The organism is Olleya sp. AS48 (genome assembly GCF_038900355.1).
Taxonomy (GTDB): Bacteria; Bacteroidota; Bacteroidia; order Flavobacteriales; family Flavobacteriaceae; genus Olleya.
Genome location: NZ_JBBMRD010000001.1, coordinates 1 through 16,921, shown reverse-complemented (window position 1 = coordinate 16,921; position 16,921 = coordinate 1). Strand labels below are relative to the sequence as shown.

The following is a 16,921-nucleotide window of genomic DNA, read 5'->3' as shown; positions in this document are numbered from 1 at the left end:
TAAAATTAGAGCTAATTAAAAGCTACTACCTCACGGAATTCCGTGAGTTTTAATATTCACTTAAATGAGGTGTAAAATTTATAACCTCTTAAAATACCTTTGAATCATAAATAACACCTAAAACATTTACCATGGGATTAAAAGAAAAAAAAGCAGCAAAATCAATTGAAGACCAATATTTATCAGATTATCAAAAAGAGATTAACGACATTGTTGGTAAAGCCTTACCTATTAATATTAATTGGGATACTTTTGAAATGGATTATATAAAATTTGTACCAAGCGTTTGTTTACAAAGGCTTACAGATGGATTAAAAGAAGTTTGTAGTGATGATATGGGAAAAGAAGCAGTACAAGAAAGTATTAACTCCATTGAAGTCTATTGTATACCAAACGAAGGTGCTGAAGACAAAAAATCTTTAACATTAGAAGCAGGCGTATTTGCATTAACCGCTTGTTGGGGAGGACACCATAGTGGATTTTTTACGGACTTAGTAATACGCGAGTTTTTAGAAAACAACTTATAAGCTAAATTATATTTTTTGAAAAACTATAAAAAAGCCTTTAAGGATTTAATCTTAAAGGCTTTTTATCTGATTATATAATTAGCTATTAATTAAGTGCCAAATCATTAAAGACAACACCTTTTAAATGAGCATTAAAATAAGTTTCGTTAATACTTGTATTATACTCACTAAAAGATTGATTACAACCTGTAGCAGTAGCTTTATCAAACTTTAATGACACTGCAGGTTGGTTGCTATCATCAATAAAAATGGTTATACAACCAGACCAAGTTCCTGGTTGATTAGTAATCCAAGCTATAAACAAAGGATCTAAACCGTTTTTAATTCCGGCAGATAAATTAACCTCTACAGGTCTACTATCCTCCTCTTGATAATAATTTGTCGAAAAATTATAGTCACATTGGGTAAGCTCAAACTGTTTTGTAGTCGTGTCATCTTTTTTAATTAATAATTCTATTTTAATATTACTAGCGTTTTCCATAGTTAATGCATTTATTAAATTATTGTTATACACTTATGCTACAAAATTGAGGTATTTAGCAACAAATAAACTAACGGTATTCCGTGAAATTATAAATTAATCATGCTAAAAATTGTTAATTAAACAAAAAAACAAGGTAATTGGAATACTAATTTTAGCATTAAATTCAATTGAAAAAAAGACAATAAAAAGTAAAGAAACCTCTTACTTTTTACCTAAAAATTAGAATAATTTTATGATTTCAGAACAGCTAATTATAATATTTAGTTAACAAAAAGTGCATTTTATCGAAGATTTTTACAAAAAATTACACTTTATCGATAAAAAAAGCATTTTGTAAATTACACATTTCCAACTGATTAAGCTAAAAAGATGTATTTTGTCGTGTTTTTGTGCATTTAAAAGAAGATTTTCGTAATATTTTTCCTAGTTTAGCGGTCTAATTATAAAATCCTTTATACCTCAAACCAACAACAATGAATAAAATTACATTACTTATTCTTATTACACTTACTTGTACGTTTTCTTTTGCACAAGAAAAACATTCTAGAATTAAAATCACAAATCCAGACGCTGCTACAAAACGTATCATTGCAACTGGAGGTATTGATTTAAATTGTGGCGCATCTCATGATCATGATAATTTAACTTTAGAGTTAGCAGATACTGAACTTGATATATTATCTGAAAACAATATACAGTTTGAAGTCGTGATTGATGACTTAACAAAATTTTATGCGGATAGAATTAAAAATGACACTAATAATACAACTAGTAAACAAACTTATAATAGTGATGCATCACAAGGTCAATTAAGAGCTTCGGTATCTAATATTATTAAAGACAATATTATACAATATACAGGGTGTGACGAATTTAATTGGGTAGAACCAACTAATTTTCATTTTGGATCAATGGGTAATTGCTTAACAATAAGCGAAGTATTAACCGAACTGGATAATATGAATTCCTATGATGCTACAAATAACTTAAATATAGTATCTGCTAGACAAGATGCATCATCTAATAATAAAAAAACTTGGGGTAATCCACAAAATACAATTACCAATAACGGATTAACTTATTCTGGACAAGGTACATCTAGATGGAACCCACAAACCATTAACTATATACGTATTACAGGTAACGAAAGCGCTACTGCTGAAGGTACAAAACCACAAATATTATTTACTTCTATGATACACTCTAGAGAAGTAAGTGCTTTAATGAATAACATATATTTTATGTGGTATTTAATTGAAAACTATAATACAAACGACGCGATTAAAGAGTTAGTTGATAATAACGAGTTATATTTTGTACCAGTAGTTAATCCTGACGGTCTACGTTGGAATGAACATTTAAGTCCAGGAGGAGGTGGAATGCAGCGTAAAAACTTAAGACCAAATACTGGAAGCACATCTAATTCGACTTCATTAAGAGGTGTAGATTTAAACCGAAACTTTGACTATTATTGGGATTATAACGATGTTGGATCTTCGGGATCTCCTACAAGTAATTTATATAGAGGTCCATCTGCTGCTTCTGAACCTGAGACACAAATTATGGTAGATTTTATTACTAACCGTAATTTTAAAACAGGTGTTTGGAATCACTCTTATGCTAATTCTGTTCCGCATCCATATGGTGGTGTACCAACTTTAAGTTCTGGTAGAGAAAATGAGTTTTATAAATGGCATGAAGAAATGACTAGGTATAATAGATACCTTTACGGAGCAACTATTTTTTACGAATCTAATGGTTTACCAGATGATTGGATGATGGGTGGAGCTAATGATAATAATGGGAAAAATGGTTCTGGTCAAGCTATTTTAGCAACAACACCTGAACATGGTGCAAACAGTTCTGGATTTTGGCCTAATAATGCAAACGTAAGATTAAATGCTGTAAACTCTATGCGTATCTCCTTAGCAACTGCTTATTATGGAGGTAAATATGCTAAACTACACGATTTAACTCAAAGTACAATTAGCAATGCAATTGGTGATGATATTGTATTAGGTATTGAGCGTATTGGACAAACAGCAAGTGATTTTACTGTAACTGTAACACCAATATCTTCTAACATTTCAAGTATAGCTTCTCCAATAACAGAAGTAGGCATGTCTGTACTTGAACAAAGAAATGTTAGTTTTTCTTTAAATTTAAATACTGGAATTTCTCCAAACGAAAAAATTGTCTACAACGTCGCGTTATCAAACGATAATGGAGTTATCTATGAAGCTGAATACACAAAATACTATCAACCTACTATATTATTCCAAAGCAATCCTGATACAGACGGATTAAATGGATGGACACAATCTGGTAGTTGGTCTATTACATCAAACTCTTATGATGGTAGTAGTGCAATAAGCACAGGATCTCATGAGGTAAATGCTTCAAAATCTTTGACAACAACAAATAGCTTGGATTTTACAAATTCTAATGAAGTAATAATTCAGTTTTATTCAAAATGGGATATTGAAAGAAATTATGATTTTGCAGAAGTTTTAGCTTCTCCAGATGGTGGATCAAATTGGATTTCGCTTTGCGGAAATTACACAAAACCTAACGCGACTAGTAATACAACCAGTCATGATAACAAAAGTAGTACTTATGCTAATTCTCAGGCCAATAGTTCTGGGCAGATATATGATGGTGACCGAATGGATAATTGGGTTATGGAAGAGTTTTCAATTGACAGTGATTATGCCTCAATTTTAAATTCTGACAATGTAAAAATCAGATTTAACTTCAGGACTGACGCTTTAAATGTTAATGAAAATTATACGACAACTAATGATGGTTTTTTTATTGATGACTTTAAAATTATAGGTATCACTTATGCTTGTGAACCTATTGTTCCTACCAACGTAACTGTAACAAATATTACAACTGCAACTGCGCAAGTAAATTGGGATGCAGGTGTGTTAGCAACTTACGATTTAAGATATAGAGAAACAGGTTCTGGATCTGCTGGATGGACAACTATTACAGACATTGCTACAAATACGTATACTATTTATGGCTTAGATGAGACTACAGATTATGATGTTAGAGTAAGAACAAAGTGTACTTCTAGTAATTCTAGTTACAGTGCAATAACAAATTTCACAACAACTACCTCAACGCCTTGTACAGGAACAGCAATTACTACTTTCCCATATTTTGAAAGTTTTGAAAACACATTAGGTGTTTGGACAGATCAAACCTCACCTACTGACGACTTTGATTGGACAATTAAACAGCAAGAAGCCGATGGTAATTCTACTCCATCTGCAGGCACAGGACCTTCATTAGCATCAGATGGTACTTACTTTATTTACATTGAAGCATCAAACCCTAACTTTCCAAGTAAAACAGCTAGTTTATTAAGTCCATGTATTGATTTTTCTGACAGAGAAAATGCGTCATTCAATTTTGATTACCACATGTTTGGAGACTTTATTGGTGTATTAACAGTTGATGTAAGTACAGATAATGGTGCATCCTATGCTACTTTAAGTGATTATACACTTTCTGGAAGCCAACAAGCTAGTCATACTGAGGCTTGGAAAACTCAAACTGTGGACTTATCCTCTTTTGATGGTCAAGTCATTAAGTTAAGATTAAGTGCCACTACTAGCTCAAATTCAGATAATGGATGGTCGGGAGACATTGCAATTGATAAATTAGGTATTACCTCTGATTTAGCAAGCTCTGCTCCACCTGTGGCTAATTGTCAGAATATAAATGTGCAATTGGATGCTACCGGAAACGCATCAATAACAGCATCTCAAATAGATAATGGATCAACAGACGACGTTGCCATTACAAACTATAGTATTGATATAGATACGTTTGACTGTTCTAATATTGGTACGCCTGTTACCGTAACTTTAACTGTGGAAGATGCAGATGGTCAAACTGATACCTGTACAGCTACTATAACTGTATTAGATCAAATTAAACCTGTATTTGCTAATGTTCCAGAAAATATTGTATTAACTTGTGGTGCTAATAATCCAACATGGACAGATCCAACAGTTACGGATAATTGTGATAATTCATTAACAGCTAATAGAACTGACACTACTGGATTAAATAGTGGAGATACTTTTCCTAACGGAATAACAACAATTAGTTACAACGTGACTGATAGTTCTGGTAATACTGAAACAGCTTCTTTTACAGTTAATGTAACAGTTGACGACACCAATCCTGTTGCCATAACACAAAATATAAATGTACAATTAGATCAAGACGGAAACGCAACCATTACTCCTGCTGATGTTAATAATGGATCAACAGATAATTGCGCAATTGCATCTTACAGTCTATCACAAACCAGTTTTGATTGCTCTAATATTGGCGAAAACACAGTAACACTTACAGTTACAGACACAAATGCTAATATAGATACAGCAACTGCAACGGTTACTATATTACAACAAGATGCTCCTACAACTGCTTGTTATGAAACTGCAACTTACAACTCTAGTACTTGTACTTGGGACGTTACAGGAACACCTCCAGAACCTATAATTACCAATGTTACTATTTGCTCTAACGAGACCTACACATGGTCAGTTAACAGTGTAACATATAATGGTTCAGCTGGAGATACGTCTGTTACAGTGACTGGTTCTGGATGTGATGCAGATCAGACTTTAAACATCACTGTAACAACTGCTACTAACACGTATTATGCAGATTTTGATGGAGATGGTTTTGGTGATGCAAATAATTCAATTTTAACATGTACTCAACCCGTAGACTATGTTACAGATAATACCGACTGTGATGATACTAATGACACTGTATATCCTGGAGCAACCGAAATTCCACAAAACGGAATTGATGAGGACTGTAATGGATCTGACGAAACTGAGACTTTAGGAGTTACTGACTTTGAAAATGAAAACATTGTTATTAGTCCAAACCCTTTTAATGCTTTTATAGACATTAAACTTCCAATACGCTTAAATAACGAAACCATATCTGTTTCAATATTTGATTTAAATGGTAGAGTGATATACAATAAGGTAACGCAACCTATTAATGGAAAGATTAGACTAAATCAGTTAGAAAGCTTAGAACAAGCACCTTACTTTTTACGTATTTCAGATTCTAAAAACACGTTTATTCAAACTCAAAAACTAATTAAATTTTAACCAACAAGAACCTAGAAGCAAGCAATAAATAGCCTGAAAACGGTCTAAAGCAAGAAACTATCCTTTCATCGACAGTTAATTGCTTTCTAACTAAAGTCAACCTATTTAGTGCTTGCTTAAATTTAATTTTACATCATATTAACAAAAAAAGATTCCCCTCAAATCGACCTTTTAAACTATGAAAAACATTACCCTCAACAAAACCCTACTAATTTTTTTAGCATTAATAAGTATTGCTAATAACTATTCTGCAATTGGTCAAACCGAAACGACTTTAGGATTTTATGATTTTGAATCTGGAACGCAGGGTTGGACAGAATCCTCTCAAGCATACAGAGCAACTAATACCTTTTACGCTTACGAAGGAAATACCAGTTTTTGGTTAAGAGATAATTTAGGTGACAACTCTTCAATGACTTCTCCATATTTTTATGTTGGAGCTTACGACAAAATTGATTTTAAATTTTTCTTTACTACTTATAGTATGGAAAATGGCGAAGACTTTTTTATCGAATATAGCTCAGGAGGTTTCTTTGGAGGTGGTAGTTGGCAAACCGTTGCACGATTTGTTAGTGGTAGTGTTGCTAATAAAAATGGTGACTTTCAATCAGGTAACTCAACTATATTTTATAGTAAAACAGCAACCTTAATGGCTACTGATTTTAACTTTCCTTTATTAGGAACAGGTAGATTTAGAATAAGATGTGATGCAAGTGACACTAATGATTATTTAATGATAGATAACATTACAATTACTGGTACAACATTTAACACACCAACTACTGGACCTGGAGGTGTTGTAAGTAATTTAGACTTATGGTTAAAAGCAGATCAATTAGATGGTTCTAATTATGGATTAGATGGTGCAAACGTTAGTAAATGGGTAGATAACGGAAAAGGGAACAATGCAGAAGTTGTAGTTGCAGGACAAGAACCAGTGTATAGAGACAATAGCTCTAAAAACTTAAATTTTAACCCTGTTATCGAGTTTGAAAATAACAATAATTCGTCTCAATCTGATATGACCTATATAAATAATAGAGACGAATTAAAAGGAACTGGAGGTTTTAGTACTAATGATGTTTTTGTAGTCTTAATGCCAGATCCAGAAATTACCACAAACATGAATCCTTTAGATACCTTTACTGGATCAGATCCTTTAACAGATAGTTTTACTGAGGATGTTACAGGTTTTGGATATGGTTCTTACACTGCAAGGGTTGTAAATGAGCGTCTTTCTTATTGTATTGGTACAACTAGTGAAACGCCATCAAACCCAACCGAAAATGGTTATGGATTATCCGATACAAATTCAGGGACAGATTACAATCAAATTCAAATAGTTAACGTTAGACAGAATGCAGCTAATAGTAACATGGAATTATATTTTAATGCCAAACAAGTTGGTAATCAAACTAATGACATATCTAGATATGCAACTATTAATAATGGTAGGTATTGGTTAGGAAGAAGTCAATATTGGAACGGAAGTTTTGATGGTAGAATTGCTGAGGTTATTACTTACAATTCAAGAAAATCTGACAACAACCTTACACAAGAACGTAATAGAATACAGTCCTATTTAGGTATAAAATATGGAATCACATTAGGTGTCAACGGAATCTCTCAGGATTATGTTGATAGCCAAGGAAATGTAATTTGGGATCAATCTGCAAATAATGGATACAACTATGATATTGCTGGTATTGGACGTGACGATAGTGCCGAATTAGACCAAAGACAATCAAGAAGTGTAAACTCTGAATTAGATGCTACAGGAGAAACTAGAGGATTAATTACTATTGGCTTAACTGACATTTACGACACAAACAGTTTAAATAAAGCGTCAAATCCTGTATCATTAAATAATCGTGAATACTTAACATGGGGAAATAACAATGCAAATTTAGATGCAGCTCCAGAAGTAATAAGTGTTGACATGAGTAGTGGTATTCCAGGTTTATCCACTTTAGTAAGCTTTTTAGGTATGCAACGTACTTGGAAAGTAGTAGAAAATGGTGGAGATATTGGTAAGGTAAAAGTTTCCATTCCGCAAAACGCGATTAGAAACATTTCTCCTCCAGGTAGTTACTACATGTTTATATCAGACACTCCAGTTTTTGACCCAACTGCAGATTACAGATTAATGACCATGAATGGTACAAACTTAGAAACTACATACGATTTTGATGGCACTAAATACATAACATTTGGATATGCATCACAGGTAGAAGTTATTAGATCTGTATATTTTAATGGTGCCAGTAACTATATTGACATGGAAGATAATTTGGATTTAAACCCATCTGCTTTTACAGTTTCTGCTTGGATAAAAAGAGATGCTGGAGATTCCGGAACTAAATCAATATTATCTAAACGTAACAGTGCTTTTAATGCAGGATATGATTTTCAGATTTTAAATAACAATCGTATAAGAATAGAATGGCAAAATGGTAGTAGACAACGACTAACAAGTACAACAAGAATTCCTGATAACGAATGGCATCATGTTGCAGCAATATATAATGGATCTAATTTGAAAATTTATATAGATGGTGTATTAGATAATTCTGCTAACAGGTCTGCTCCTATTGATACTGACGAGTCATTTTTAATTGCTGCTGCTTCAAAAACATCTACTAATCAATTTTTTAGAGGAAATATTGATGAAATTAGAGTTTGGAGTACCAATCTAAGCGAAGGACAATTGCGCTATTTAATGAACCAAGAAATTGAAGAAAACGGTTCGTTTACAAGCGGAAAAATAGTACCTAATACAATATCAAATAATGAAGTAGCTTCATTACCATGGAGTAACTTAAAAGGATATTATCCAATGTCAATTTACACCTATACTAATACCAACGACGCTTCAGGTAATAATATACAAGGTGCTTTAAAAAACTTAAATACTGTTGATTTCCAAACAGCACCTTTACCATACACTACTACTACATCTGGTGATTGGGCAAATAATAACACATGGACTAATGGTAATACGCATTACATTCCTGGATCTACATCAATAGTAGATGCTGATGTTACTGTAGATTGGAATATTGTTGAAATAAGTCATGACGTAACTTTAAACAACAACAACCTACCAGCTAATAACAATGATAACAGAACGGTATTAAGTTTAAATGTTATTAATAACACATTATCTGTAAATGGTGATAACGATTTAAATACAGGTAACGGAATAACAGTTTCTCACTATTTAAAATTAGACGGAAAAATAGATTTACAAGGTGAGTCGCAATTAATTCAATCTTTAAACAGTGATTTAGACCCATCAAGTACAGGATCAATAGAACGTGACCAACAAGGGACTAAAGATTTGTTTACTTACAACTTCTGGTCTTCTCCAGTTGGTGTAACAAATAATAGTACTAATAATAATGCATATACTTTACCTCAGGTATTTAAAGATGGTACTGACCCTAATAATCCGGTTGATATAAACTTTATAACAAATAGTTATAATGGTACTTCAGGATCACCAATCGGTATTGCAGATTATTGGATATGGAAATATTCTAACCAATCTGGAGCTTATGCAGACTGGCAACATGTTAGAAGCACAGGGTCACTTTTAACAGGAGAAGGGTTTACTTTAAAAGGAGTTACAAATACTGGTAATGATTTGTCTCAAGAACAAAACTATGTTTTTAACGGAAAACCAAACAATGGAGATATTAACCTACCTATTACTGCAGGAAACGAATATTTAGTTGGTAATCCATATGCATCAGCATTAGATGCGCATCAATTTATAATGGACAATGCGCCAACAATTGAAGGTGCTGGTAGTACAACCGGAACATTATACTTCTGGGAACATTGGGGAGGAGGATCTCACAATTTAGCAGATTACCAAGGTGGTTACGCAACATATAATTTATCAGGATCTACTCCTGCTGCAAGCTATGGTACCAATGATCCATTAGTCGCTACAGGTGGTACACCTGTTAAATTACCAGGTCGCTATATTCCAGTGTCTCAAGGATTTTTTGTAAAAAGCGAAAACTCGGGTAATATTAGATTTAATAATGGACAACGTATTTTTGAAAAAAAAGGAGCTTCTTCAGTATTTGTAAGATCTACTGCTGATGCTGCAACAACAGCTAATAGTTACAATGCAGATGACAGATTAAAAATTAGATTAGGCTTTAATTCTGTTAACACTGTACACAGACAATTATTAGTCACAGAAGATACTAATGCTTCTATTGGATATGATTGGGGTTATGATGGTGAAGCCAAAACAGAGCAAATGGACGATATGTATTGGATGATTAGCGATAATAAATATACAATACAAGGTACTAATGTTATTGATTACGCAACTATTTTACCTTTAGGAATTCATGTTGATACTGATGGAATAAACACAATAACAATTGATGCTTTAGAAAATGTACCTGATGACTTAGAAATTTATATCTATGACAACTTTACAAATACTTACCATGATCTTAGACAAAACGACGTCGCTTTAGACTTAGCAACAGGAGTGTATTTGGATAGATTTGATTTAAGATTTAGTCAAGTATCTAACTCATTGTCTACAGAAGATTTTGAAATAGAAACTACAATCAATTATTACTATGCAAATGGGTCTAATACTATAGTAGTAAATAACCCTAAATTAGAAAATGTAAAAACAGTAAGTCTTTATAATATATTAGGACAAGAAATTGTTTCTTTTAATGATTTTGAATCTACAGATTTAATCGAATTAAAAACGAACAAAATAAGTACTGGTACTTACGTTTTAGAAGTAATTACAGAAAATGGTAAACTATCTAAAAAAGTTTTAGTCGAATAATATAGCCCAAATCTACTTTATTCTTATTAACAAAAAACCAAGACATGATGTCTTGGTTTTTTTTATTTCACCTTAATCTAAAACAAAATACTTTACACCCTTTTTTATGCTTTTAAACCTATAAATGATTCAATAAAATCTTTAAAAGTGCATTTCATCGAAAATATTTGTATTTTACCTAATAAAGCGATAGTTTTACCTCGAATTTTGAATTAGTCCCCAAACTAAACACATTTCTGCTTATGACAACCTTTACTTTTAAAGCTTTATTAGCTAACTTATTAAGTAAGAAACATATATTACTGATAAGTCTATTTACTTTATGTAATACGTTTGCTCAGACGTCTATTGTACAAGTCTCTGTAAATTGGCCAAGTTGGTCCTCTGAAAACAGAGTTGAAATTTATAATCCTGGAGGCACATTATTAGCCACTATTGATAATGGTTTTGATGGTAGTGCTAATAACTCATACAGCACTACATTAGATTTAGGTTGTATAGCAGATGGTATTAATTATTACGCAGTGCTTTATGATACTTATAATGATGGTTGGAATGGAACGACATCTAATATAACCATTACATCTAGTGGTACCACTGTATTAACAAACTCAGGTAATGGAGCAACACCAGGAGGTGTTACTCAATTTTTCAATGTATCTGGAGGTTGTGCAACTAGTTGCTCTTCTATAGTAAGTAGTTTTCCTTATAACGAAGGTTTTGAATCTGGTTTAGGAAGTTGGACACAGGATACTAGTGAAAATTTAAATTGGACAAGAAACTCAACTGGGACACCATCTAGTAATACTGGACCTTCTAACGCTAATGGCGGAAATTGGTATTTATATACTGAAGCATCTAGCAATAACAACAGAACAGCAAACTTATTAAGTCCATGTTTTGATTTAACAGGAGCGACTTCTGCTCAATTTTCATTTTACCATCATATGTATGGTGCTAACATGGGAACTCTAAATGTAGACTTAAGTACAAATGGAGGTACAACATACCCTGTTAATCTTTGGTCACAAAGCAACCAAGTACAAACCAATAATGGATCTCCATGGGTTTTAGTTACTATAAACTTGACCGCTTATGTTGGGCAATCTATTAATATAAGATTTTCTGGAAACACAGGAAATGATTACAGAAGTGATATGGCTATTGATGATATTTCTTTAACCGCAGTTACTACGCCTCTACCTGAAATTAATATTACAGGAAATAGTACAACAATTAATAGTGGAGATAATACACCTAGCACAACAGATGACACAGATTTTGGGTCTATTAATGTTGCTTCTGGTAGTAATACAAATATGTTTATTATTAACAACGATGGTACACTACCTTTATCATTAACAGGTGGATTACCTTATGTTAGTATAACTGGAGCAAATGCTTCGGATTTTACCTTAGCTAGTATTCCAACTACTCCAATTGCCTCAGGTAGTAATACAACTTTTAGCATCACCTTTGATCCTTCTTCAAATGGATTAAGATCTGCAATAATTACTATTGCTAATGACGATTCAAATGAAAATCCTTATACTTTTTACGTTCAGGGTTATGGAAATACGCCTTTAGCACAAGGTCCTGGAGGTGTAACATCTAATCTTGAAACGTGGTTAAAAGCAAATGATGGAGCAGGACTTAGTGACAACCAACCGTTAACAACTTGGTATGATCAAGCTAATACTAATCATGCCACAGTAAACATGGCTGGACAAGAACCTACGTACAGAGATCATCCTAGTTATAATGTTAACTTTAATGCTGTTGTAGACTTTGATAGTTCTTACAGCTTAGCTCCTACAGATAATGACTACTCTTTTGATAATACTAATGGAGACTTTTTAAAGAGTGATTCTGGGTTTTACACTCAGGATATGTTTGCTGTTGTTTTACCTGATAACAACATTAACACCTCTTTTGGAAACATGGACATTTTCTGTGGTGACGAAGATTTAGCTACAGATACTGAAGACGTTACAGGTTTTGGATATGGTCGTTATTCGGCTAGATTTACTAATGAGGTTTTTGCCTATTGCGTTGGACCAACAACTAATTCGGCTCCATATACAGGTTATGGTGTCGCAGATAATAACACGACTACAAATTATAATAATGTTGGTATTTTAAATGCTAGAAACAATACTGCTGCAACTAGACAAGAGTTATTTTATAATGCTAATAATGTAGCAACAGTACACAATGACGTTGCCGATTTTTCTAATGTTAATGATTCGCGTTATTGGATTGGAAGAAGCGAAGGTTATGAGGCTGCTACTAACGCTAGAATTGTAGAAATCATCTCTTTTTCTTCAAGAAAAAATGATGCTAACTTGTTAGACGAACGTAATAAAATTCAATCCTATTTAGCTATCAAATATGGTGTTACCTTAGGTATTAATGGTACATCTCAGGATTATGTAGATTCCAATGGAAACGTAATTTGGGATGTGTCTGCAAATTCTGGTTTTAATTATGATATTGCAGGAATTGGACGTGATGATGATTCGGATTTAATCCAAAAACAATCTAAAAGCGTTAACAACTCAAGCATTGTAGCTATATCATTAACTAACACAGCTTTAACAAACAACTTAAACTCTAGCTCATTTAGTACTGACAAAGAGTTTTTAGTTTGGGGTAATGATGGTCAAAACACCAATACTTCTGGTGCTTCTGTTACAGTAAGCTTAGGACCTGCTACTATTACAACTATTACAGATGTAATGAACAGAAAATGGAAAATTGTAGAAACTGCTGGAGATGATATTGGAACGGTTGAGGTATCTGTATTTGATACTGATTTAACCGGATTACCTCCATTAACAGGAAATGACGCTTATGTTATGCTTGTATCAGATGATTCTGGTTTTACAACTAACTTACAAACGGTATTTTTAGACCCAAGTACTTTTAACGGTCAAGGCACTAGAGAAGGTACTTATGATTTTGATGGTACTAAATATTTTACTTTTGGTGTGGCACACGAAGAGGTTAAATCTAGACATTTAGGATTTGATGGTGTGGATAATTTTACTTTAGTAGGTAATAAAGTAGATTTAGCTGGTGACTTTACTGCTTCGGCTTGGGTAAAACCTGAAGGTTCTAACAACTTAGCTAGCGACAAAACAATAGTTGCAAAAAATGATGGTGTAGATGGTTACAAATTTTTCTTAACAGATAATAATACTGTAAGTTTTTCAATAGGAAACAATCCAACAGACCGAATAAATTCTATTACAACTTTACCTAACGACATTTGGCATCATGTAGCTGTAATTTACGATAACAACATTGCTAGTCTTTATATTGATGGGGTTTTAGATAATTCAAAAACCATTGTCAATCCAACGCCTAATGGTGCCGAGTTTGCTATTGGTGCAATTTATATTGATAAATTAAATATTTTAGACTTTTTTAAAGGGGATATTGACGAAATCAGAATTTGGGACCAAGCATTAACCTTGACTCAATTACGATATGTCATGAATCAAGAATTGCAAAAAGCAGGCACTGCTGTAAATGGTGTTGTAGTCCCAAATGCAATAACTAAAAATGATATTGAAGTTGTTGACTGGTCTAATCTAGAGGCTTATTACAACATGAATTCTTATATTGGAACGCATCTTAACGATGTCTCTGGTAATGGTAACAGAGGTAGTCTAACAGACCCTAATCAATTTACTTTAGAGTACCAATCCTCTCCTTTACCTTATAACACTTCAAGTGATGGTAGTTGGGATAATAACAGTACTTGGGTTAATGGAGCCGAGTTATATATGCCTGGAACAGCTAGTATTGTTAATCCTAGTGTAACTATCGATTGGAATATTGTTAAAACCAACCATAATTTAACATTAGATAACAACACGCTTCCTTCTGGAAATAATCAAAACAGAACAGTTTTAGGTTTATTTGTAGAAAGCAATAAGTTAACTGCAAATGGTGACACTAGTTTAAATCAAGGTAATGGTTTGACTATTACACACTATTTAAAATTAGATGGTAAGATAGATTTAGAAGGCGAATCACAATTAATCCAAACATTAAATAGTGATCTAGATGTTACAAGTGCAGGAACATTAGAGCGTGACCAACAAGGTACTCAGGATTTATACACCTATAACTATTGGTCGTCGCCTGTTGGAACTAGCAATGTAACTACAAATAATAACAGCTATACATTACCAACAATTTATAAAGATGGTACTAATCCTGCTGCTCCAACTAATATCAACTTTATAACTAATAGTTATAATGGTACTTCTGGAACACCAATTGGTATTGCAGATTATTGGATATGGAAATACGCTAACCAATCTGGTGCTTATGCTGATTGGCAACATGTAAGAAGTACAGGATCTTTACAAATTGGTGAAGGCTTTACAATGAAAGGAGTTACAAACACAAGCGGAAATGTAGCTTTAGAACAAAATTATGTATTACAAGGAAAACCAAATAATGGTGATATAACTTTACCTATAACTGCTTCAAACGAATATTTAATTGGTAATCCATATGCATCTGCAATAGATGCTCATCAATTTATTATGGATAATGCACCAACAATATTAGGAGCAGGTGGAACGACTGGTACATTATATTTTTGGGAACATTGGGGAGGAGGCTCTCATAATCTAGCAGATTATCAAGGTGGATATGCAACCTATAATTTATCAGGTGCAACTCCTGCTGCAAGTTATGGTACTAATGATCCTATGGTAGCAACAGGTGGTACACCTACTAAACTTCCAGGTCGATATATTCCGGTTGCACAAGGATTTTTTGTAAAAAGTGAAAACACAGGTACACTAAGATTTACTAATAGCCAACGTGTTTTTGAAAAAGAAGGATCATCATCTGTGTTTGTTAGAATGTCTTCTGAAAACTCTGTAGCAGATAATTATAACTCTGACTCTAGATTAAAAATTAGATTAGGATTAAATTCTGTTAACGGAATACACAGACAATTGCTAGTAACTCAAGACAGTCATGCGACTCCAGGATATGATTGGGCTTATGATGGCGAGAAAAAAGACGCTCAAATGGATGATATGTATTGGACTATTGATAACAATAACTATATCATACAAGGGACAAACGTTATAGACCAAAACACGGTTTTACCAATAGGTCTAATTACAGATGCAGCTGGTGATAATACACTTACATTAGATGCTTTAGAAAACGTACCAAATAGCCTTGACATTTACATACACGATGTTTTAAATGCTACTTATCATGATTTAAGACAAGGTGATTTTATAATTAATTTACCTGCAGGAGAACATAGTAACAGATTTGAATTGGTATTTAGCAACCAACAAGAAAGTTTAAGTGTAGAGGATACTGAATTAGAGAACGACATTAACGTCTACTACTCTAACAGCTTACAAAACATTGTTATTAATAATCCTAAGTTAAACACCATTACATCTGTTAATTTGTACAATATTTTAGGACAGCACATCACTAACTTTAAGGATATAAACACACAAGATTATATAGAATTAAATTCTGGCGAGTTAAGTACTGGAAATTATATCATCAAATTAAAAACGAGCGAAGGTGAAATTTCAAAGAAAGTTTTAGTTGAATAAGTATTGCCCCAAATCATTTTATAATTCACTAAAAAGAAAAGCCGAAACATATGTTTCGGCTTTTTAATTTTATACTATTTAAGCAATAAGAATAATGACTATTATCAGAATAAAAAGTACTGACAAAATATAATTATAAACACTGTTATTTAAATCTTTAAACTTAATTTTTCCTAGATAAAACAACCATCTAATAGTTTGACCTGAAAATCTAAGAACAAAATCGATAATTATGTCTAAAGAAAAATCCAAGAAACAATTATTTCAACTTAGTAATTAATACCTCTAAATTTACTTTATCCTGTTCCCCTGAA

General features: G+C 32.8%; 5 protein-coding genes. 4 read left to right on the top strand and 1 reads right to left on the bottom strand.

The genetic code is table 11. The features are described from left to right. Nucleotides 1-131: 131 nt before the first annotated feature. A complete protein-coding gene (locus tag WNY60_RS00025) occupies nt 132-527 on the top strand; it encodes a hypothetical protein (protein WP_145002090.1) in 396 nt (131 codons plus the stop codon). Between the two features lie 85 nt (nt 528-612). Here the strand turns inward: WNY60_RS00025 and tssD are convergent, their stop codons facing one another. Further along, nucleotides 613-1,008, bottom strand: a complete 396-nt coding sequence (gene tssD / locus WNY60_RS00020; RefSeq protein WP_342861042.1) for a type VI secretion system tube protein TssD — start codon at nt 1,006-1,008, stop codon at nt 613-615. Nucleotides 1,009-1,484: 476 nt separating this feature from the next. Here tssD and WNY60_RS00015 point away from each other — a divergent pair, with 476 nt between their 5' ends. The 3 genes from WNY60_RS00015 to WNY60_RS00005 all read left to right on the top strand — a co-directional run bounded on the left by WNY60_RS00015 (nt 1,485) and on the right by WNY60_RS00005 (nt 16,607). Next, a complete protein-coding gene (locus tag WNY60_RS00015; protein ID WP_342861041.1) occupies nt 1,485-6,164 on the top strand; it encodes a M14 family zinc carboxypeptidase in 4,680 nt (1,559 codons plus the stop codon). Nucleotides 6,165-6,342: 178 nt separating this feature from the next. Further along, a complete protein-coding gene (locus tag WNY60_RS00010; protein WP_342861040.1) occupies nt 6,343-10,995 on the top strand; it encodes a LamG-like jellyroll fold domain-containing protein in 4,653 nt (1,550 codons plus the stop codon). Between the two features lie 242 nt (nt 10,996-11,237). Next, nucleotides 11,238-16,607 (top strand): LamG-like jellyroll fold domain-containing protein, encoded by a 5,370-nt coding sequence (locus WNY60_RS00005; protein ID WP_342861039.1) that lies wholly within the window; start codon nt 11,238-11,240, stop codon nt 16,605-16,607. Nucleotides 16,608-16,921 lie beyond the last annotated feature (314 nt).